Source organism: Flavobacterium artemisiae, from assembly GCF_042678225.1.
Taxonomy (GTDB): Bacteria; Bacteroidota; Bacteroidia; order Flavobacteriales; family Flavobacteriaceae; genus Flavobacterium; species Flavobacterium artemisiae.
Map to the genome: position 1 here is coordinate 152,078 of NZ_JBHUDZ010000018.1, position 20,629 is coordinate 172,706.

The window sequence follows — 20,629 nt, forward strand, 5'->3', positions numbered from 1 at the left end:
TGCCCGCAAAATTAAGGATTCTCTATTGATTTCAAGATTTAAAAAATGAAAAATAAATTAGTTTTAAATTTGTTTTTTCTACATCTTTTTTCCTTTTAACTGAAAAGTCAAACCGCCTTTAAGATTAGAAAATTTAGATTTCGCGATGTGGAATTTGGATTTTAAAAAATGGAAAACTATCTTTAAATTATGAGCAAAAGAGATTTAAAAAAATATTTAGGCGAATTGACAAAAGAGCAATTAGAAGAACAATTAATTGAATTGTATGAAAAATTCGCTCCTGTAAAAACCTATTACGATTTTGTTTTTAATCCGAAAGAAGACAAACTGCTTCAGGAAGCGAAAGTGAAAATTTCGCATGAATATTTTCCAATTAAAAAACCAGGTGCAAGATGGCGTCCAAAAGCCAAAATGAGACGATCTGTTGCTCAAAAATTGATCAAACATTTTATAATGCTTGGAGTTGACTCGTATGTTGTTGCCGATATAATGTTGTATAATATCGAAATTGCTCAAACCTATTCTTCTCAAAATTTAATTAAGCAGGAATTATTCTACAAAAGTATTTTTAATTCTTTCGAGCAAGTCATAAATTTTGTTATCGCAAATGGAATTTTAAGCGATTTTAAATCAAGAATTGAGTCAATTTTAAATGAAACGATGCAGCAAAAATGGAAGAATAAGTACGATTTCGAGACAATTTTCGATAAAATTGACTAAAAAAAACACTTCTCATAAAAAATCTTAGTTTAAAAAAAACATTTATTTTCGATTAAAATAAGATGAATAACTGTTTTTTCGACGTATTTTTGCAAAAATCCAAAAATAAACAATGTCTCAAAACACATTAGAAATACAAAGAGAAGAGAAAAAAGAACTTTATGCATACCAAAAAGGCGACATTGACGCCATTTTTGACCGTTTAGACAATGCGCCTCCAAAACACCACTTACTGTACCAATTACCTACAGGTGGAGGGAAAACTGTAATCTTTTCAGAAATCGTTCGTCGCTATTTATCACACAATGATAAAAAAGTGGTTGTTTTAACGCACCGTATCGAACTTTGTAAACAAACATCAAAAATGTTAACTGGTTTTGGTGTAACAAACAAAATAATTAATAGTAAAGTAAAAGAACTTCCGGATCAAAACGATTTTTCTTGTTTTGTGGCGATGGTCGAAACTTTAAAAAACCGTATTAATGATGAAAAACTTCATCTGGATAATATTGGTTTGGTAATTATTGATGAGGCACATTACAATTCATTTAGAAAATTATTAAACTCATTCAAAAACGCTTTTATTCTTGGAGTAACTGCAACACCTTTGAGTTCTAATATAAAATTACCAATGCACCAAAGTTACAATGAACTTATTGTGGGAGACACAATTGGTTCATTAATTGACAAAGGATTTTTGGCAAAAGCAACAACTTACAGCTACGATGTTGGTTTGACTTCGTTAAAAGTGGGTATCAATGGAGATTATACGGTTAAATCTTCAGACGATTTGTATACCAATACTTTGATGCAAGAAAAGCTTTTACATGCCTATACAGAGCGTTCGTTAGGCAAAAAAACATTGATCTTCAATAACGGTATTCATACTTCATTATATGTGTATGAAACTTTTAGAGAAGCAGGTTACGATATTCGCCACCTTGATAATACAAGCAGTTCTGAGGAACGTAAAGATATTCTGCAATGGTTTAAGAAAACACCAGACGCAATTTTGACTTCAGTCGGAATTTTGACTACTGGTTTTGATGAGCCAACTGTAGAAACTATTATTTTGAACAGAGCAACGAAATCGTTGACATTATATTTCCAGATGATCGGACGTGGTTCTCGTAAACTGCCTGGAAAAGATGAATTTACAGTTATCGATTTAGGTAATAATGCGGCACGTTTTGGTTTGTGGAGCGATCCGGTAAACTGGCAGCATATTTTTAAATCTCCAGAGTTTTATCTTGAAAATCTGCGTGATGACCACGAAATTGAATTGTATTTTAAATACAGTATGCCGGCAGAATTACGCGCTAAATTCAGCAAAACTGCAGATGTTTCTTTTGATGTTGATGAAGAACACAAATTAATTATCAAACAAAATCTGCGTTCAAAAGTAGTTTTAGACAAATCATTGGATCAACATGCTGCAATGTGTGTAGACAATACAGAGACATTGCAAGAAGCAAAAATGCTTGCTAGAGAGCTTGAAGATGATATTGAAGACCGTATTAAACGTTATTCTAAATGTCTAAGCCAATGTAGTAAAAACTACCGCGAATGGCTTGTAGACGATTACAAACAAAGATTAACGTTATTAATCGGGAAAAAATATCGTGAGAAAATCATGAACGAACCAGATTGATAAATTTTTTATTTTTTTTTGTTTCAGGTTTCATGTTTCAAGTTGTTGAAATCTAAAACATCATCATAAATTATAAGAGGAGAAATCGCATTTCAGAAGAAATGTAATTTCTCCTTTCAACTTACTAAGTTTCTGTGTAACTTGAAACCTGAAACTTGAAACAAAAACTAAAAAACATGTCTAAACCATTCTCAACATTAGGACTTTCTGCTTCAATTTTAAAAGCTTTAAGCGAATTAAACATTGTTGAACCAACAGAAATTCAGCAAAAAACAATTCCTTTATTTCTTAGCGAAGATCACGACATCGTTGGTTTGGCTAAAACAGGAACAGGAAAAACTGCCGCTTTTGGGCTTCCGTTATTACAATTGGTTAATCCAGAATCTGCTGCGGTTCAAGCTGTTATTTTGGTTCCGACAAGAGAACTGGGACAACAGATTTTTAGAAACTTAGAAGATTTTTCAAAATATATTGAGAATATATCTATCGCTTCAATCTGCGGCGGTACTCCAATAAAACCACAAATCGAAAGACTAAAAGAAGGTGCACAAGTTGTTGTAGCAACTCCGGGTCGTTTGATCGATTTGATTCAGCGTAAAGCGATTGATTTAAAACAAACCCAATATTTAGTTTTAGATGAAGCAGACGAAATGATTGCGATTCTAAAAGAAGGCTTGGACGAAATTGTAGCTGAACTTCCTAAAAAACGTCGTACATTATTATTTTCTGCAACTTTACCTGGTGCTATAAAACAACTGGTTCAGAATTATTTAAATAAAAATGTAGTTCAGATCAGTGCCAATATGGAAACAGTTGGTAACGAAGGAATTGATCACGAATATATTGTCGTAGATCCGATTGAGAAGTTGGAAGTTTTAATGCATTTCTTAAATTCTCACGATGGCGAACGCGGCATTATTTTCTGTAAAACAAAAGCTGCCGTAAATAAATTGGCTAAAAACTTAGCGATCAATAAATTTTCGTCCGGAGCCTTACACGGAAGTCTGACACAGGGAATTCGTGACAGAATTATGGAACAGTTCCGCGAAGGACATATCAATATTTTGGTTGCAACCGATTTGGCTGCTAGAGGAATTGACGTAAAAGAAATTTCGTATGTAGTTAATTATCACTTACCTGACACTTACGAAAACTATGTTCACAGAAGTGGAAGAACGGCGAGAGCAGGGGCTAAAGGACTTTCTTTGACTGTTTTACAGCAAGAAGAAGTTTTTGAAATCGCTGATTTTGAACGTGAATTGGGAATTAAATTTTCGGAATTCAAAAAACCATCCGCAGCAAGTCTTGAAGAAAATAATATGCTTTTGTGGGCCAAACAAATTTTCAAAACAAAACCAAATCACGAACTTTCTGCTGAACAAAAAACGAGAATTAAAACCGTTTTTCATCATTTAACTAAAGATGAATTAATTGAAAAATTAATGGCTAATTATATCTTACAGAACAAAAACGATATAGTTGAAAAACCTGTTAAAAAAAATAAAAAGTAACAAATATGATTATTGTCATTGCATATTAAAGTTGTATATTTATAAGGTATTTTATTCAAAAACCTACCAAATAACAGCTATATGAAGATAGTCATTGTAGGAGGAGGATTTGCAGGAATCAATCTAGCGAAAGAGCTTGTAAATCATCCTCAAATACAAGTAACCCTTGTAGATAAAAATAATTATAACTTTTTTCCACCCCTTATATATCAGGTTGCTACAGCGTTTTTAGAACCTTCTAGCATTAGTTATCCGTTCAGAAAATTTTTTGCGGGTAAAAAGAACCTGCAGTTTCGTCTGGGCGAATTATTATCTGTTAATCCTGCCGAAAAGAAAATTACGCTGAATAACGGAGAATTGACATACGATCAGTTAGTTTTTGCAACTGGAGCAGAAACTAGTTATTTTGGAATGGAAAATGTGATGAAAAACGCAATTCCGATGAAAACCTTAAATGATGCCATCGAAATGCGTAATACATTGCTGAAAAATCTCGAAAAAGCAGCAATCTGCAAAGATATGCGTAAGCGTAGAAAACTTTTAACAATTGTAGTTGCCGGAGGCGGACCAACAGGAGTTGAAGTTTCTGGAATGTTTGCTGAAATGCGTAAAAATATCCTTTTAAAAGAGTATCCAGAATTAGACACGTCTGCAAGTAATGTTTATTTGGTTGATGGAGGAGATGCTCTTCTGGCGCCAATGAGTAAAGAATCGCAAAAAGATACTTTAGAAGCATTAACGAAACTTGGAGTTGTTGTAAAATTACACACCAAAGTTGTTGATTATGTTGATGATACTGTTCATTTTGAAAATGGAGAGACAATCAAAACTAAAAACTTAATCTGGGCTGCCGGAGTTTCTGCAAAAATATTTGAAGGAATGCCAAAAGAAAGCTACGGCCGCGGCCGCAGAATGGCAACAGATGCGTACAATAAAGTTAATGCTGTAGATAATATTTATGCAATTGGTGACACTGCAATTTTAGCTGGAGATAAAAATTTTCCTGACGGACACCCTCAAGTAGCGCAGGTTGCGATTCAGCAAGGATTAAATCTGGCTAAAAACTTTAAAGCAATGACAGCAAACAATCCGCTTAAACCATTCGCTTACAAAGACAAAGGTTCGATGGCTATTATTGGAAAAGCAAAAGCAGTTGTAGATTTACCAAGTCCGAAATGGCATTTTAAAGGATTTTTTGCTTGGATAATCTGGTTGTTCATTCACTTGATATCATTAATTACATACAGAAACAGACTAAATACTTTCTGGAACTGGATGGTCGCTTATTTTGCAAGAGACCAATCTCTTAGAATGATTATCAGACCTGATAAAAGCAGCAAGAATACGTAAAATTCCAAATTTTTAAATTCCAAATTCCAAATGCATTGAGGATATTAGAACAAATAAAAAAAGCCAAAATCTAATGATTTTGGCTTTTTTGTTGGAATTTGGAATTTTAAAAAATTGGAATTTAATTCATTTAGTGCCCAATCATAATATCATCACTATCAGATAAACTGAATTTGTTCTTTATAAATTTCTTTCCAATAATTAGAATGATAAATGCTGTAATAGTCGTCGTTGTCATAATAGCAACCATTGGCGTTACAGAATCTTTTACAAAAACTCCAATTGCAAAAGAAGCTAACGCGCCTAATCCTAGTTGGATAGCACCCATTAATGCAGATGCGCTTCCGGTATTTTTAGCAAATGGCGCAAGCGTTAATCCTGCAGTATTTGGATTTGAGATTCCCAAACATGCTAAAAACAGAAATAACATTCCGATAGTTTCGTATAATCCTAAAAGATCGTTCATTGCTAAAAACAAGAAAATAATGCTGATGACAGATTGTGAAATCAAAGCACCAAAAATCATTTGTTCGCTGGAAAATCTCTTTAATAAAATAGAATTTAACTGACTTGAACCAATAAAACTCACAGACATAAAAGCAAAAATCCACCCGTAAATTTTAGCATCAACTTTATAAATATCCATAAAAATAATCGGAGAGGCCGCTACATAAGAAAACAATCCCGAAAAAGCGATAGATCCGGTAAATGCATAGGTAAAAAATTGAGGTTCTTTTAAAACACTCCAAAAATTAGCAATGATTGGTTTTGGTTTTAACGAAATTGAAGTATCTGGTTTATAGGTATTTGGCAATCCCATTTGTGAAGCGACTAAAATTAAAATTCCCATACACATTAGTATAAAGAATACAGCGTGCCAGCCCAAATCTTCGGTTACGTAACCGCCAACTGTCGGTGCTAACATTGGCGAAAGTCCAACTACAAGCATTAAAAGAGAAAATACTTTGGGAATATCTTTTACAGGAAATAAATCTCGAACCATTGCCACAGAAGCAACCGTTGCGGCGCAACTTCCGATCGCCTGAATAAATCGAAGCAAAATAAAAGCGTCAATATCAGCTACATAAATACAGCCTAGAGAAGCTAAAATATAAACGAGTAAACCAATAAATAAAGGTTTTTTACGTCCAAAACGGTCTAATAATGGTCCGTATAATAATTGTCCAGCAGAAATTCCGATAAAATAGGACGATAAACTCATCGAAACTTTGGCGACTGTAGTATGTAAATCTTTTGCAATTCCTGAGAAACCAGGTAGATACATGTCAATTGAGAAAGGACCAAGAGCAGTTAAAGAACCTAAAATAAGGATAAGTTTAATATATTTTTTTGTTGTCATTTTCTTAAAATACGGCGTTTAATTTTCTGCAAAGGTAAAGATTTCATACCTTGTAGTATAATCAAATGTATTTTAATAAAAGAATAACAATACTATTAATCTAAACTTTAAAATTATGAAAAAATTATTTTTACTCTTAACAGTTATTTTCACATCATTTTCTTTTGCACAAAACATCGAATCTAAAATAGAAGATGTAAGTCCAGCACAATATGAACTTCTAAAAAAAGTGAATCAGTATTATCCTGATATTACTTTAAACAAATCAATTACCAATTTTTATGCGGGTACAACTCTAATAGATTCTCAGCAGGAATTTGACATAAAAGGGACAAAATTCTCAAGTTATAAAATTGGTGTTGAACCTGGTAATAAAAAATTATCTTTTGAATACATCTCAAATGAAACTGGAAGAGTTTATGGAGACGTTTCTTCTTTTAACGGACACGTTTTAAGAACAACTTTTAATGAGAAAAACAATCAAATTGAAGTTTCGCTGGACGGAAAATCGGTTTATTTGAAAAAACTAAAATAAATTTATTTTTTTCAGTTTTATAAAAGCATCATATCATAATTATGATGCTTTTTCGTTTTATATTTGAATCATTCTTAAATAAAAACTTCTACAATGAAAAAATTTCTTTTGCTGTTCCTTTTATTGGCTTCAAAATCTTATTCGCAGAATAATTTTTCTGGAACTTGGGGAAATGAAAAATGTAAAGATTGTAAAAAAGAATATATATTCACAATTACTATCGCACAGTCTAATTCTTCAATTTACGGCACAGCAGAAATTACAAGTGATCATAAAGAATTAAATTCAGGAGTTTTGGACGTAACCGGATATGTATATCCAATGGGCGACAAAGCTCAAATAAAATTTAAAGGAAAAGACGGAATCGGATCGAGTGCCGTTTTAATTTATTACGATGGTGTTTTACAATTTTCAAAACGTGGCGGCGCTGACATAGTGCCAAGTGAACTGGTTTTGAAAAAATTATATTAATAGAATTAGTTGTTAAATTTTACTTTTCTTGAATCAGCTTTTCCAATCTATCAATTAACATACGTTTGTATTTTTCATTTTCTGTTTATTTGAAAAAAATAAAATAATTTTTCAAATACGAGAAATTGAAAGCACCACAATTGCAATACTTTTTTAATCAAAAAACGAATCTAAGGTGAACGCTCAAAAATTCGATATTTAAAAAAATTAATTTATTTTTTTAAATACGGTAATTATGAAGCTTTGAATTTCTGCAGTAAGTTTTAATAATAATCGTTATCAGATTGTTTTTATTTAAAATACAAATATTAGATCAATGATCAAAAATCCGTTATTTGAAAATAATAAATTTTATTTCTGAAATACGGGAATGTCAGACTTCGAATATTTGATATAATTTTTAAAGTCATTCATGATACAGAATAGGTAAAAAATCTATTGCTTTAAAATATCAAAATTATTCTTTCAAATATGCAAAACACTAAGCGTACAATACAGAACAAGAATCTGGCTAAGCGTTTACAAACAATTATGCTCTATTTCTACATATATCTTTTGAAGTATAATTTATATTATGTAAAATAGAATATTTTAGAAATCCCCTTGTCAATAATTCGTATTGTCTGAGATTTTAATATTTGGACAAATAAATCTTGTTTTTGATTTTATCGACGTTATGTCCTCCCCATACAATTCTCATTATAGAAAAATAAAAACATTTTTTGGAATTCATTTGAAACTTAAATCAATGAAAAGCAGATTTTTAAAATTTTATTGAAAACATTTCTGTGAATCCAATTCTTAAATAATTATATATTTTCAATTATAAAAAAACGTTTTAAAGCCTTATTAACAGTAAATCTTAACATTTCTTTAAAATATCTATAATCTGATCAAGATGGTTTCATTCTAAGAGTTTAATTTAGTATTTTTACATTCGATATTTTAAAAAATTTATCAAACCTATGAATACAGTTGCTGAACATATTGCGGATTTTTTGAAAGAATATAAACCTTTCGACAACTTAACTTTTCAGGAATTATCTGACATTGCTACCAATATTCGTGTCATTAATTTAGAAAAGCACGCCGTCTTATTTCAAAATAACGATGCACTTCATGATAGTTTTTATGTGGTTGCTTCTGGTGTTATTAATTTAACAACAATTGCAGACGCTGAGGAAACTATTATAAATAAATGTCATGAAGGCGATATTTTTGGTTTACGTCCGTTTTTTGCTAAAAATAACTACATGATGACAGCAAAAGCACGTGAAGAAAGTATTATTTATGCTATTCCGATTGCTGTATTTAGACCTTTTGTGGCTAATAATTCAGACGTTTTAAACTTTTTATTAGAAAGTTTTGCTGTAAATTCAAGACACACCAAAGACAGTGTGAGCTCAAATGGTAAATTAATTTCTGATACTGATTATTTAGATCAGCAGACAGAAATGCAATATATTCAGTCACTTAACTACAATAATTCACCTTTAACAACTCAGGCGAATCATATAATTAAAGATGTTGCGATTTTAATGACCGATTCGATGGTAGATAATATTGTTATCTGCGGCGAAAAAAATCATCCGATCGGAATTGTTACTTATGCTGATCTTTCGTCAAAAATTGCAACCGGACGCTATCCTATTACCGAAACGATTGACAAAATTATGTCTTCTCCGGTGGTTACGGTAATTGAAAATGTTTCTTTAGCCGAAGCACAATTGCTGATGTTGAAACATAATGTTACGCACTTGTGTGTAACAAAAGACGGTACAAGTAAATCTGTTGTAAAAGGAATTATTTCTGAACACGATCTTATTGTAGCTCAAGCTAGTAACCCTGGTGTATTAATTAAAGAAATTAAACGTTCACAGCTTCCAAAAGACCTAAAACAAATTCGTGATCGTCTATCTGATTTGATTCAGAATTCGATTCAAAAAAATATTCCAATTTCACATGTGAGCAATATCGCAAGCGAAATTAACTTAGCCATTATAAAAAGAGCAGTGGAGTTGTCTATTTTAGATTTAGGCTCCCCTCCTGCACGTTTTGCATGGTTAAGCATTGGTAGTCAAGGGCGTAAGGAACAGCATTTACTAACAGATCAAGACAGCATCTTGATCTTTGAAGATGTTACCCCTGAAAAATATCGTGAAGTAAAAGATTACTTCCTGAGATTGGCAAAAAGAACAACTGCAATCTTAGAAAAAGTAGGTTACGAATATTGCCCTAACGGACATATGGGTAGTAACATGCTTTGGTGTAAGTCACTGAGCGACTGGACAAAACAATACAACAGCTGGATGAATACTCCAGGTGAAAATAGTAACGATTTGAGCAGTATTTTCTTTGATTATGAAATTGTATTTGGCGAACCAAAAATTGAGGAAGCTATAGAAAATGTCATTTTCAAGAATGCTGTAAACAACACTTTATTCTTTGACTTTTTAGGAAATGACGCTTTGAAGAGAAATTCTCCTTTAAGTTTTTTCAAAAAATTCATCATCGAAGAAGAAGGTCCGCACAAAGGAAAATTTGATATTAAAACTCGTGCTTTAATGCCTTTAATTGATGGCGCACGTTTATTAATTTTGAATGCCAATATTAAAGGAATTCAAAATACTTATCTAAGATTCAAACAATTAGCCATAACAGATTCTAAAAATGCAGAAATTTATTTAAGCTGTGCTGAAGCTTTCTTAACGCTTTCAAAATTTAGAACTGTTGAAGGATTAAAAAATGACGACTCTGGCCAATATATTAATTTAAGAGAAATGTCGAAAACTGACAAAGAGAAATTAAAAAATGCTTTGACCCCAATGAAAGACCTTGAGGAACTGATTAAGAGTAAATTTCAATTGACACAATTCTCATAAAAATATGCTAGACTGGCTGAAAAATATTAATAAAGATTATCCTGAATTCTGGAAAGAATACTTAACTAAATTCGAAACCAAACCAAATAAATTTGTCGTTTTATCGACAGAAACATCTGGATTGAATCCGAATAAAGACGTTATTCTTTCTCTGGGAGCATTTTCGGTTATTGATGACAGTATTGTAATCAAAGAAAATTTTGAAACTGTTTTACTTCAATACAAATATCTACAGGATAATGGACTTTCGAATGAGTTTATCATCGAAAGTAAAATGAACAAAATGCCTGAGCCGGATGCGCTTGAGGCTTTGGTTAATTTTATCGGAAATTCGATTTTGGTTGGACATCATATCAATTTTGACATCGAAATGCTAAACGCTGCTTTGGAACGTCTTGATTGTGGACGCCTTAAAAATGAAGCGCTTGACGTTGACGTTATGTACAGAAAACTTACTGATATAAACGACAAACAATTTTCGCTTGACGATTTATGCGAAATTTATAAAATTCCAAAAAGTGATCGAAATTCTTCTTCTGAAGATGCTTACAGAATTGGACTTTTATTTTTGAAATTAAAATCTAGATTAGGAATTAAATAGGTTTTTAAAAATTCCAAAATTTTAAATTCCAAATTCCAATTGAAATAACAAAAATGCCTCTTAAAAATTTAAGAGGCATTTTTGTTTTTATTCTAGATTTACAAATTTCCTTAAGAAATTCTTTCTTTTGAAATTTGATCAACAACTTCAGGATTTAATAATGTTGAAGTATCTCCAAAATTAGAAAAATCTCCTTCTGCTATTTTACGTAAAATTCTACGCATAATTTTTCCTGAACGTGTTTTTGGTAAACCAGACACAAACTGAATTTTGTCTAATTTTGCGATTGGTCCAATATGGTCAGCAATATATTGATTGATCTCTTTAGATAAGTTTTCTTTATTTCTAACTTCTCCAGTTTCTTTTAGAATTACATATCCGTAAAGAGCGTTTCCTTTTATATCATGCGGGAATCCAACGATTGCAGATTCTGCAACAGCTGGGTGTTCGTTGATTGCATCTTCAATTGGTGCTGTTCCTAAATTATGTCCAGAAACAATTACAACGTCATCAACTCTACCTGTAATTCTGTAATATCCAACTTCGTCTCTTAAAGCACCGTCTCCAGTAAAATATTTTCCAGGGAAAGCTGAGAAGTATGTTTCTTTATAACGATCATGATTTCCCCAAATTGTTCTGGCAATTCCCGGCCACGGAAATTTAATACATAAACTTCCAACTACTTGGTTTCCTTCAATTTCATTTCTTTTTTCATCCATTAAAACCGGCTGAATTCCAGGTAATGGCAACGTTGCATAAGTTGGTTTTGTTGGTGTAACAAATGCAATTGGCGAAATCATGATTCCACCAGTTTCTGTCTGCCACCAAGTATCTACAACCGGACATCTCTTATCGCCAACGTGGTCATTAAACCAGTGCCAAGCTTCTTCGTTGATTGGCTCTCCAACAGATCCAATAACTTTAAGTGACTTCAAAGGATATTTTTGAATGTAATCTAAACTTTCTTTCGCTAACGAACGGATTGCTGTTGGCGCAGTATAGAATTGCGTAATTTTATGTTTTTCGATAATATCCCAGAAACGGCTAAAATCTGGATAAGATGGAACTCCTTCAAATATTACAGTTGTAGCCCCATTCAATAACGGACCATATAATATGTACGAGTGACCAGTGATCCAGCCAATATCTGCAGTACACCAGAAAATATCATTTTCTTCGTAACTGAAAACGTTTTTAAAAGTATAAGCTGTATAAACCATGTAACCGGCCGTCGTATGAACCATACCTTTTGGTTTTCCAGTTGATCCAGACGTATAAAGAATAAACAACGGATCTTCGGAATCCATAATTTCAGCAACACTGTTATCTAGTGCTGTGTCTAATAATGGCTGTAACCAGATATCACGACCTTCTTTCATTTTAACTTCTGTTTTAGTTCTTTTTGCAACTAAAACTTTTGTTACAGATGGGCAAGTTTCTAAAGCTTCATCAACAATTCCTTTTAAATCAATTGTTTTATTTCCTCTGTAACCTCCATCAGAAGTAATTACCATTTTACATTCGCAATCGTTAATTCTTGCTGAAACTGCAGAAGCAGAAAATCCAGCAAAAATAACTGAATGTATAGCCCCTATTCTAGCACAAGCCAAAACAGAAACTGCCAATTCTGGAATCATTGGCAAATAAATACAAACTCTATCGCCTTTACGAACACCTTGTTCGCGAAGCACGTTTGCCATTTTTGATACTCTTTCGTATAATTCGTTATACGTTATATGTAAAGCTTCTTCATTAGGATCGTTTGGTTCAAAAATTATCGCCGTTTTTTCTCCTCTTTTGCTTAAATGTCTATCAATACAGTTTTTGGTAATATTAACTTTAGCTTCGGTAAACCATTTTACTTCGGCATCGGCCATATTAAAATCAACAACTTTGTCCCATTGCTGGTACCATGTAAAATTCTCTTCTGCTATTTTTCCCCAAAACTTTCTAGGTTCCCTTATTGACTTATTGTAGTGCTTGAAATATTGTTCTAAATTTTCAATTTTGTAATAGCTCATCGTTTGTTGAATTTTTTTATAAATGTATTAAATCTGAATGTATTCGTGAAATAATTTAATTCATAAATTTTATCAAAAAAAAACATTTATTTAATATAATATGATAATTGTGTGCGTTTTTTTAAAACTTCACTTTTTTAAGCAATTGTAACGGCAAAAAAGGCATAATAACGAGATATTATGCCTTTTTTAATTTAACAAATTTCAATAACAATTAATTTTTTTTCAAACTGCATTTACAATCTTTTTTCTCTATTTTGAAAAAGCAGCAGTATTATTAATATAAAGAGAAATTTCAACAAGTATATTTCATTAAAAATATACCCCAATTAAGGGATCAGCTTCACTTAACTTGCTTTGAAGTTAAGTGAATGCAATATGCATCTATATCTTAAATTTTCTTAATAAGTGCTTACTAATTCAAAATATTACAAAAAATTGATACAGTGCAAATCCCGCACTCTCGAAGAGCGCGGGAATTCCCAATTTTATTATCCGATTTTTTTCATTGCAGTCATAGACTCTCTCAACCAAGCTCCTACTTCTTCGATAGGATGCTGACGAATTTCTTTATTAACAGCAATTAAAACTGCATTGTCAACACCATTTGAAGTTGAAAATGGTTTTCCGATGATATTTGTTTCTACTTTTTTCATGAACTCAGTTAACAACGGCTTACAAGCGTGATCAAATAAGTAACATCCGTATTCTGCTGTATCAGAAATTACACGGTTCATTTCGAATAATTTTTTTCTTGCAATTGTATTAGCAATCAAAGGCAATTCGTGTAATGATTCGTAATACGCTGATTCTTCAATGATTCCAGCTTCTGTCATCGTTTCGAAAGCTAATTCAACACCAGCTTTAACCATAGCAATCATCAATACTCCGTTATCAAAATATTCTTGCTCAGAAATTGGAGCTTCTTGCGGCGCAGTTTTTTCGAAGTTAGTTTCTCCAGTTGCAGCTCTCCATTTCAATAAGTTAACATCGTCATTAGCCCAGTCAGCCATCATCGTTCTTGAGAATTCTCCAGAAATGATATCGTCTTGGTGTTTTTGGAATAATGGACGCATGATATCTTTCAATTCTTCAGCCAATTCGTAAGCTTCGATTTTTGAAGGATTATTTAAACGATCCATCATATTTGTGATACCACCGTGTTTCAAAGCCTCAGTGATAGTTTCCCATCCGTATTGAATTAATTTTGAAGCGTATGCAGCATCAATTCCTTTTTCAATCATTTTATCAAAACATAAAATAGATCCTGTTTGAAGCAATCCGCAAAGGATAGTCTGCTCTCCCATTAAATCTGATTTTACTTCGGCAACGAAAGAAGATCTTAAAACTCCCGCTCTGTGTCCTCCAGTTGCAACTGCGTAAGCCTTTGCTTGATCTAAACCAAATCCGTTTGGATCGTTTTCTGGGTGAACGGCGATTAATGTTGGTACACCAAAACCTCTTTTATATTCTTCACGTACCTCAGAACCTGGACATTTAGGTGCGCACATAATAACTGTTAAGTCTTTACGAATCTGCATTCCTTCTTCAACAATGTTGAATCCGTGAGAATATGCTAGAGTTGCATCTTTTTTCATTAATGGCATAATTGCATTTACCACAGCAGTATGTTGTTTGTCTGGTGTAAGGTTACAAACTAAATCTGCAGTTGGAATCAATTCTTCATAAGTCCCAACAGTGAAACCGTTTTCTGAAGCATTTTTAAATGAAGCTCTTTTTTCAGCTATCGCATCTGCACGTAACGCATAAGAAATATCTAAACCAGAATCTCTCATATTTAATCCTTGATTCAAACCTTGTGCTCCACAGCCTACAATTACAACTTTTTTTCCTGCTAAAGCTGCAATTCCGTCTGCAAATTCTGATTGATCCATAAATTCGCAAACTCCAAGCTGCTCTAATTGTAATCTAAGTGGTAATGTGTTGAAATAATTTGCCATTTTGTTTTAAAATATTTAATGAAATGAAATTTAATAATTAATTTGTATATAAATGATTGTGATACCGTTATATCACATATTTGTTGATTACTTAAAGGTTTCTAACAATGCAGAAATCTCCATTTTTTGTTTAGAAACCGAGATCCTTCCAGAACGTACAAACTGCATGATTCCGTAAGGCTTAAACTTTTCATACAATTCCTCAATTTCTTGACGTCTTCCTGATTTTGAAATCACGAAAAAATCCCTAGATACTGTTACAATTGTTGACTGACTTTCTTTAATAATATTTTGAATCTGTTTTTCGTCAAACAATAAATTTGAAGCGATTTTAAACAAAGCATTTTCTAAAAAAATAGTCTCTTCGTCTGTGTGATAAAATGCTTTTATAACTTCAATTTGTTTTTCGATCTGACCAACAATATTCTGCACCCATTTTTCTGTAGTGTTTACTACAATGATAAATCTAGAAACATTTTCTATTTCTGATTCTGAAACATTTAGACTTAATATATTAATGTGACGCTTTAAAAATATCCCGGATATTCTATTTAATAAACCCACATTATTTTCCGAATATACCGATATGGTGAATGTTTTTTCTTCCATTTTTTTTAGTTTGTTTTTGTTTCAGGTTTCAAATTTCAAGTTCTGTTGAGAACGTGAAACTTGAAACTTAAAACTTGAAACTTTTTTTCTTTAGCTTAATCTAATTTCAGAAACACAGGCTCCCGTTGGAATCATTGGGAAAACGTTATTCTCTTTTTCAATCATAACTTCTAAGAAATAAGAATCTTTTGAAGCCAGCATTTCTGCTACAGCAGCATCGAGATCTTCTCTTTGTGTTACTTTTTTAGATTTAATGTGATATCCTTCTGCAATGGCAACAAAATTTGGATTTGTCATTCTTGTTGAAGCATATCTGTTATCAAAGAATAATTCCTGCCACTGACGCACCATTCCTAAAAACTCATTATTAAGAATAACAATTTTAACTGGCACTTGTGTCTGAAAAATAGTTCCTAATTCCTGAATAGTCATCTGGAATCCGCCATCTCCGATAATTGCAACCACTTCACACTCTGGTTTACCCATTTTCGCTCCAATTGCTGCTGGAAGCGCAAATCCCATTGTTCCTAAACCGCCAGAAGTAATATTACTTTTAGAAGAATTAAATTTTGCATATCGACACGCAAACATCTGGTGTTGACCAACATCACTTACGATAATTGCATCACCTTTTGAGTGTTTGTTGATCATTTCAATAGTTTCACCCATCGAAATCCCTTTATCTGTACTCGGATTTAACTCCTCTTTTATTACCGTATCAAACTCTATTTGGTGCAGTTCTTTAAATTCATTGTGCCAAGAATCATGAGATTTTTGATCTAATAAAGGTAAAAGTGCCGCAAGAGATTCTTTTACATCGCCTAAAACAGCAATTTCTGTCTTAACGTTTTTATCAACTTCAGCAGGATCTATCTCGAAGTGAATTACTTTTGCCTGTTTAGCATAAGTGCTTAATTTTCCTGTTACACGGTCATCAAATCGCATTCCCAAAGCAATTAAAACATCACATTCGTTTGTTTTAAGATTTGGAGCATAATTTCCGTGCATTCCAAGCATACCAACATTTAATGGATGATCAGTAGGAAGCGCAGAAAGTCCTAAAATAGTCCAAGCTGCTGGAATTCCTGATTTTTCAACCATTGCTTTAAATTCTTCTTCCGCTTTTCCTAAAATAATTCCCTGACCGAAAACGATCAATGGTTTTTTAGCGCTATTGATTAAAGCTGCAGCTTCGGCAACTTTATCTTGGTTTAATTTCGGAACCGGAACATAACTTCTAATTCCTGTACATTTTTCGTAGCTGAATTCAAATTCGTCAAACTGCGCATTTTTAGTAATATCTACTAAAACCGGCCCTGGACGTCCAGAACGAGCAATATAAAATGCTTTTGCAATAATTTCAGGAATTTGAGAAGCCTCTGTAACCTGAAAATTCCATTTGGTAACTGGAGTTGAAATTCCGATAATATCTGTTTCCTGAAACGCATCAGAACCTAATAAATGTCTTCCAACCTGACCTGTAATACAAACCATTGGAGTTGAATCGATTTGCGCATCTGCAATTCCAGTAACTAAATTAGTAGCTCCCGGGCCAGAAGTAGCAATAGCTACCCCGACTTTTCCTGTAGCTCTTGCATAACCTTGAGCTGCATGGGTTGCACCTTGTTCGTGACGAACTAAAACGTGGTGCAATTGGTCTTGAAATTTATATAATTCGTCGTAAACTGGCATTATAGCTCCTCCCGGATAACCATAAATTAAATCTACACCTTCTTCAAGCAAGCATCTAATAACGGCTTCAGCACCTGATATTTTTATTTTTCCCATTTTGTGGTAATTTATTTTTTAGAATTTGAAGTCTTTAATCAAATTCATTTTTTTGTCGATTAATTGTCGGTAACGCAACCAGTTGAAGCGCTTGATACCGCTCTAGCATATTTAAGCAAAACTCCTCTGTCTACTTTTAAAGGAGGCTGAATCCAACTTGCTTTTCTCGCAGCAAATTCTTCATCAGATATCTTCAGATCGATAGTGTTTTTTACTGCATCAATAGCAATTATATCGCCGTCTTGTACAAGTGCAATTCCACCACCATCATAAGCCTCTGGTGTTACGTGTCCTACCACGAAACCATGCGAACCTCCAGAGAATCTACCGTCTGTGATTAGAGCACAACTGCTTCCTAATCCAGCTCCGATAATAGCAGATGTAGGCTTCAGCATTTCAGGCATCCCTGGACCACCTTTTGGTCCGCAATACCTGATGACGACTACATTACCTGGTTTAATTTTTCCGGCCTGTAGACCTGGAATTACTTCAAATTCTCCTTCAAATACTACAGCTGGACCTTCGAAATATTCTCCTTCTTTTCCAGAGATTTTTGCTACAGCACCTTCAGAAGCAAGGTTTCCGTATAAAACCTGAATATTTCCTGTTGGTTTTAATGCTTTTTGTATTTCGTGAATAACTTCTTGTCCGTCTTGTAAATCTGGCGTAGAAGCTAAATTTTCTGCAACTGTTTTTCCTGTTACCGTCAAACAATCTCCGTGGATCAATCCAACTTTCAACAAATATTTCATTACAGAAGGAATTCCTCCAACTTCGTGAATATCTTCCATCATGTATTTTCCACTTGGCTTCATGTCTGCTAACACAGGAGTTCTGTCGTTAATAGCTTGAAAATCATCAAGAGTAATTGTAATTCCAACAGAGTGCGCCATTGCGATTAAGTGCATAACTGCATTTGTAGAACCTCCTAAAACCGCTACAATTGTAATAGCATTTTCAAAAGCTTTGCGAGTCATGATATCTCTGGGCTTAATATCTTTTTCTAATAAAATTTTGATCGCAGCTCCGGCAGCAGCACATTCTTCTCTTTTTTCCTTACTTAAAGCAGGATTTGAAGAGCTGTATGGCAAACTCATTCCTAAAGCTTCAATTGCAGAAGACATTGTATTTGCTGTATACATTCCGCCGCAAGCACCTGGTCCAGGGCAAGAATTCTGAATTACACCTTTAAAATCTTCTGGAGTAATTTCGTTTCTCACTTTTTTTCCTAAAGCTTCAAAAGCAGAAACAATATTAAGTGATTCACCTTTCCATTTTCCTGAGTGAATAGACCCTCCGTAAACCATCATAGATGGGCGGTTTAATCTTCCCATTGCGATTAAGGCTCCCGGCATGTTTTTATCACAACCCGGAATTGCAATTACACCATCGTACCATTGTGCACCTACAACTGTTTCGATAGAATCTGCAATTACATCTCTAGAAACCAATGAATAACGCATACCTTCAGTTCCGTTAGAAATACCGTCACTGACACCAATGGTATTAAAAATAAGTCCGACAAGATCTACATCCCAAACACCTTTTTTAACATCTTTTGCTAAATCGTTCAAGTGCATGTTGCAAGTATTACCATCGTAACCCATGCTCACAATACCAACTTGTGCTTTTTTCAAATCTTCTTCAGTTAAACCAATTCCGTACAACATCGCTTGCGCCGCAGGCTGTGTTTGATCTTGAGTGATGGTCTTGCTGTACTTATTTAATTCCATTATTGTATTATTTATTTTAATTTTTATTCAAAAAAAAACCTTCCAGTATTTGGAAGGTTTGTAATATAGTTTTTCAATTATATTTATACCATTCCCGATGCAGATGTGCTAAACACATTGACAACAACGACAGAAGTAATAATAATTGAGATTTGCATCTTTCTATTTTTTTAGTGTGACAAAAGTACGGAAACTTTAAGAACTAAAAAAATAAAATCTCAACATTTACAATACTTCTTGTTATTTATTTCATTATTTTAATAAAAAACTTAAACAATTGTCGATTGACCGATACTAACGTTGTCATTATTAAAATACAACAGATCATCTTTGCTGAAAATAAAGTTAGAAACGAACTCCCCTACTTCATTTGTTCCGAATTTAGAATCTGGTTTTAAATCAACAGTTACTACATTAAATTCAATTGCTTTCTTAACTGCCAGAAAAACTACATTCGCTTCTTTAGTTAATCCAAAATGTTCTAATAACAAGGCTGCTGCTAAAATCGAAGCGATCGGATTCGCAATATTTTTTCCTTTTGCCTGCGGATATGATCCGTGAATTGGTTCAAATAAAGCGTGTTTTTCTCCTAAAGAAACTGATGGCAATAAACCAATAGATCCTGTAATTACACTTGCTTCATCAGATAAAATATCTCCGAACAAGTTCTCAGTCAAAATCACGTCAAATTGTTTTGGATTTAAAATCAACTGCATTGCTGCATTATCTACAAATAAGAAATCAAGCTTAACATCTGGATAATTTTCGCTCACTTTCTGAACTACTTTTCTCCATAATCTTGAAGTTTCCAAAACATTTGCTTTGTCAACCAGCGTTAGCTTTTTACGACGATTTTGTGCAGATTTAAAAGCCAAATGTGCAATTCTTGTAATTTCTTCTTCTGTATATTCACATAAATCTGAAGCGTGAGTGCCTTCTTCATTCAGCGTTTTAGTTCCGAAATAAGCACCGCCTGTTAATTCTCTGAAAATTGTAAAATCAGCCCCATCAATAATTTCTTTTTTTAATGGAGAAGACTCAATTAAAGCTTTGTATGGTTTAATCGGACGAATATTGGCAAACAAGCCCAATTCTTTACGAAGTTTTAACAAACCTTGTTCTGGACGAACTTTTGCACTCGGATTATTATCATATTTTGGATCTCCAATAGCACCAAGCAAAACTGCGTCTGTGTTCAAACACAGGTTTAAGGTTTGTTCCGGTAAAGGACTCCCTGTTTTATCAATCGCAACAGCTCCCATCAGTGCGTCTTCAAAAACAAATTCATGATTATAAACTTCCGCAATAGCGTACAATGCTTTTTTAGCTTGTAAAATAACTTCAGGCCCAATTCCATCTCCTGGCAAAACTGCAATTTTCAAATTCATAACGTCTCGTTCTTTATGTATTTAAATCCTTTATTGTTCCTTATTACT

At 33.2% G+C, this 20,629-nt stretch carries 15 protein-coding genes; 8 read left to right on the forward strand and 7 right to left on the reverse strand.

All coding sequences use genetic code 11. From position 1 onward, the window contains the following. Nucleotides 1-189 precede the first annotated feature (189 nt). The 4 genes from ACFSC2_RS20415 (at nucleotide 190) to ACFSC2_RS20430 (ending at nucleotide 5,232) form a co-directional block, all read left to right on the forward strand. Entirely contained in the window at nucleotides 190-720 is a 531-nt protein-coding gene (locus ACFSC2_RS20415; RefSeq protein ID WP_379812851.1) for a DUF6155 family protein, read from the forward strand. A gap of 112 nt (nucleotides 721-832) precedes the next feature. Beyond that, nucleotides 833-2,371 (forward strand): DEAD/DEAH box helicase, encoded by a 1,539-nt coding sequence (locus ACFSC2_RS20420; RefSeq protein ID WP_379812852.1) that lies wholly within the window; start codon nucleotides 833-835, stop codon nucleotides 2,369-2,371. A 176-nt stretch (nucleotides 2,372-2,547) separates the two neighbouring features. Continuing rightward, nucleotides 2,548-3,882 carry a DEAD/DEAH box helicase gene (locus ACFSC2_RS20425; RefSeq protein WP_379812853.1) on the forward strand — a complete coding sequence of 445 codons (1,335 nt, stop codon included), beginning with the start codon at nucleotides 2,548-2,550 and terminating at the stop codon, nucleotides 3,880-3,882. Nucleotides 3,883-3,963: 81 nt separating this feature from the next. Next, nucleotides 3,964-5,232 carry an NAD(P)/FAD-dependent oxidoreductase gene (locus ACFSC2_RS20430; RefSeq protein ID WP_379812854.1) on the forward strand — a complete coding sequence of 423 codons (1,269 nt, stop codon included), beginning with the start codon at nucleotides 3,964-3,966 and terminating at the stop codon, nucleotides 5,230-5,232. Nucleotides 5,233-5,362: 130 nt separating this feature from the next. On the opposite strand, the gene ACFSC2_RS20435 is transcribed toward ACFSC2_RS20430, so the two are convergent. After that, a complete protein-coding gene (locus ACFSC2_RS20435; RefSeq protein WP_379812855.1) occupies nucleotides 5,363-6,592 on the reverse strand; it encodes a multidrug effflux MFS transporter in 1,230 nt (409 codons plus the stop codon). 115 nt (nucleotides 6,593-6,707) lie between these two features. Here ACFSC2_RS20435 and ACFSC2_RS20440 point away from each other — a divergent pair, with 115 nt between their 5' ends. The 4 genes from ACFSC2_RS20440 (at nucleotide 6,708) to ACFSC2_RS20455 (ending at nucleotide 11,081) form a co-directional block, all read left to right on the forward strand. Beyond that, on the forward strand, nucleotides 6,708-7,127 hold the full coding sequence (locus ACFSC2_RS20440; RefSeq protein WP_379812856.1) for a hypothetical protein: 420 nt from the start codon (nucleotides 6,708-6,710) through the stop codon (nucleotides 7,125-7,127). 93 nt (nucleotides 7,128-7,220) lie between these two features. Beyond that, nucleotides 7,221-7,598, forward strand: coding sequence for a hypothetical protein (locus ACFSC2_RS20445; protein WP_379812857.1), 378 nt, complete (start codon nucleotides 7,221-7,223; stop codon nucleotides 7,596-7,598). A gap of 965 nt (nucleotides 7,599-8,563) precedes the next feature. Continuing rightward, entirely contained in the window at nucleotides 8,564-10,480 is a 1,917-nt protein-coding gene (locus ACFSC2_RS20450; protein ID WP_379812858.1) for a DUF294 nucleotidyltransferase-like domain-containing protein, read from the forward strand. Nucleotides 10,481-10,484: 4 nt separating this feature from the next. After that, nucleotides 10,485-11,081: a 3'-5' exonuclease gene (locus tag ACFSC2_RS20455; protein WP_379812859.1), complete on the forward strand. Its 597-nt coding sequence runs from the start codon at nucleotides 10,485-10,487 to the stop codon at nucleotides 11,079-11,081. A 110-nt stretch (nucleotides 11,082-11,191) separates the two neighbouring features. On the opposite strand, the gene acs is transcribed toward ACFSC2_RS20455, so the two are convergent. From acs to leuB, 6 genes are all read right to left on the reverse strand, one after another. Then, nucleotides 11,192-13,102, reverse strand: coding sequence for an acetate--CoA ligase (gene acs / locus ACFSC2_RS20460; protein WP_379812860.1), 1,911 nt, complete (start codon nucleotides 13,100-13,102; stop codon nucleotides 11,192-11,194). 491 nt (nucleotides 13,103-13,593) lie between these two features. Then, on the reverse strand, nucleotides 13,594-15,063 hold the full coding sequence (ilvC, locus tag ACFSC2_RS20465) for a ketol-acid reductoisomerase (protein ID WP_379812861.1): 1,470 nt from the start codon (nucleotides 15,061-15,063) through the stop codon (nucleotides 13,594-13,596). Nucleotides 15,064-15,150: 87 nt separating this feature from the next. Next, nucleotides 15,151-15,672 (reverse strand): acetolactate synthase small subunit, encoded by a 522-nt coding sequence (gene ilvN / locus ACFSC2_RS20470; RefSeq protein WP_379812862.1) that lies wholly within the window; start codon nucleotides 15,670-15,672, stop codon nucleotides 15,151-15,153. Between the two features lie 90 nt (nucleotides 15,673-15,762). After that, a complete protein-coding gene (ilvB, locus tag ACFSC2_RS20475) occupies nucleotides 15,763-17,460 on the reverse strand; it encodes a biosynthetic-type acetolactate synthase large subunit (RefSeq protein ID WP_379812863.1) in 1,698 nt (565 codons plus the stop codon). A gap of 59 nt (nucleotides 17,461-17,519) precedes the next feature. Further along, nucleotides 17,520-19,193 (reverse strand): dihydroxy-acid dehydratase, encoded by a 1,674-nt coding sequence (gene ilvD, locus ACFSC2_RS20480; protein WP_379812864.1) that lies wholly within the window; start codon nucleotides 19,191-19,193, stop codon nucleotides 17,520-17,522. A 269-nt stretch (nucleotides 19,194-19,462) separates the two neighbouring features. Continuing rightward, entirely contained in the window at nucleotides 19,463-20,581 is a 1,119-nt protein-coding gene (leuB, locus tag ACFSC2_RS20485) for a 3-isopropylmalate dehydrogenase (protein WP_379812865.1), read from the reverse strand. Nucleotides 20,582-20,629: the final 48 nt, after the last annotated feature.

Excerpts from the sequence above, each read along its gene's own strand:
- ACFSC2_RS20415 (WP_379812851.1), top strand. The coding sequence starts at position 190 with ATGAGCAAAAGAGATTTAAAAAAATATTTAGGCGAATTGACAAAAGAG.
- ACFSC2_RS20420 (WP_379812852.1), top strand. The coding sequence starts at position 833 with ATGTCTCAAAACACATTAGAAATACAAAGAGAAGAGAAAAAAGAACTT.
- ACFSC2_RS20425 (WP_379812853.1), top strand. The coding sequence starts at position 2,548 with ATGTCTAAACCATTCTCAACATTAGGACTTTCTGCTTCAATTTTAAAA.
- ACFSC2_RS20430 (WP_379812854.1), top strand. The coding sequence starts at position 3,964 with ATGAAGATAGTCATTGTAGGAGGAGGATTTGCAGGAATCAATCTAGCG.
- ACFSC2_RS20435 (WP_379812855.1), bottom strand. The coding sequence starts at position 6,592 with ATGACAACAAAAAAATATATTAAACTTATCCTTATTTTAGGTTCTTTA.
- ACFSC2_RS20440 (WP_379812856.1), top strand. The coding sequence starts at position 6,708 with ATGAAAAAATTATTTTTACTCTTAACAGTTATTTTCACATCATTTTCT.
- ACFSC2_RS20445 (WP_379812857.1), top strand. The coding sequence starts at position 7,221 with ATGAAAAAATTTCTTTTGCTGTTCCTTTTATTGGCTTCAAAATCTTAT.
- ACFSC2_RS20450 (WP_379812858.1), top strand. The coding sequence starts at position 8,564 with ATGAATACAGTTGCTGAACATATTGCGGATTTTTTGAAAGAATATAAA.
- ACFSC2_RS20455 (WP_379812859.1), top strand. The coding sequence starts at position 10,485 with ATGCTAGACTGGCTGAAAAATATTAATAAAGATTATCCTGAATTCTGG.
- acs (WP_379812860.1), bottom strand. The coding sequence starts at position 13,102 with ATGAGCTATTACAAAATTGAAAATTTAGAACAATATTTCAAGCACTAC.
- ilvC (WP_379812861.1), bottom strand. The coding sequence starts at position 15,063 with ATGGCAAATTATTTCAACACATTACCACTTAGATTACAATTAGAGCAG.
- ilvN (WP_379812862.1), bottom strand. The coding sequence starts at position 15,672 with ATGGAAGAAAAAACATTCACCATATCGGTATATTCGGAAAATAATGTG.
- ilvB (WP_379812863.1), bottom strand. The coding sequence starts at position 17,460 with ATGGGAAAAATAAAAATATCAGGTGCTGAAGCCGTTATTAGATGCTTG.
- ilvD (WP_379812864.1), bottom strand. The coding sequence starts at position 19,193 with ATGGAATTAAATAAGTACAGCAAGACCATCACTCAAGATCAAACACAG.
- leuB (WP_379812865.1), bottom strand. The coding sequence starts at position 20,581 with ATGAATTTGAAAATTGCAGTTTTGCCAGGAGATGGAATTGGGCCTGAA.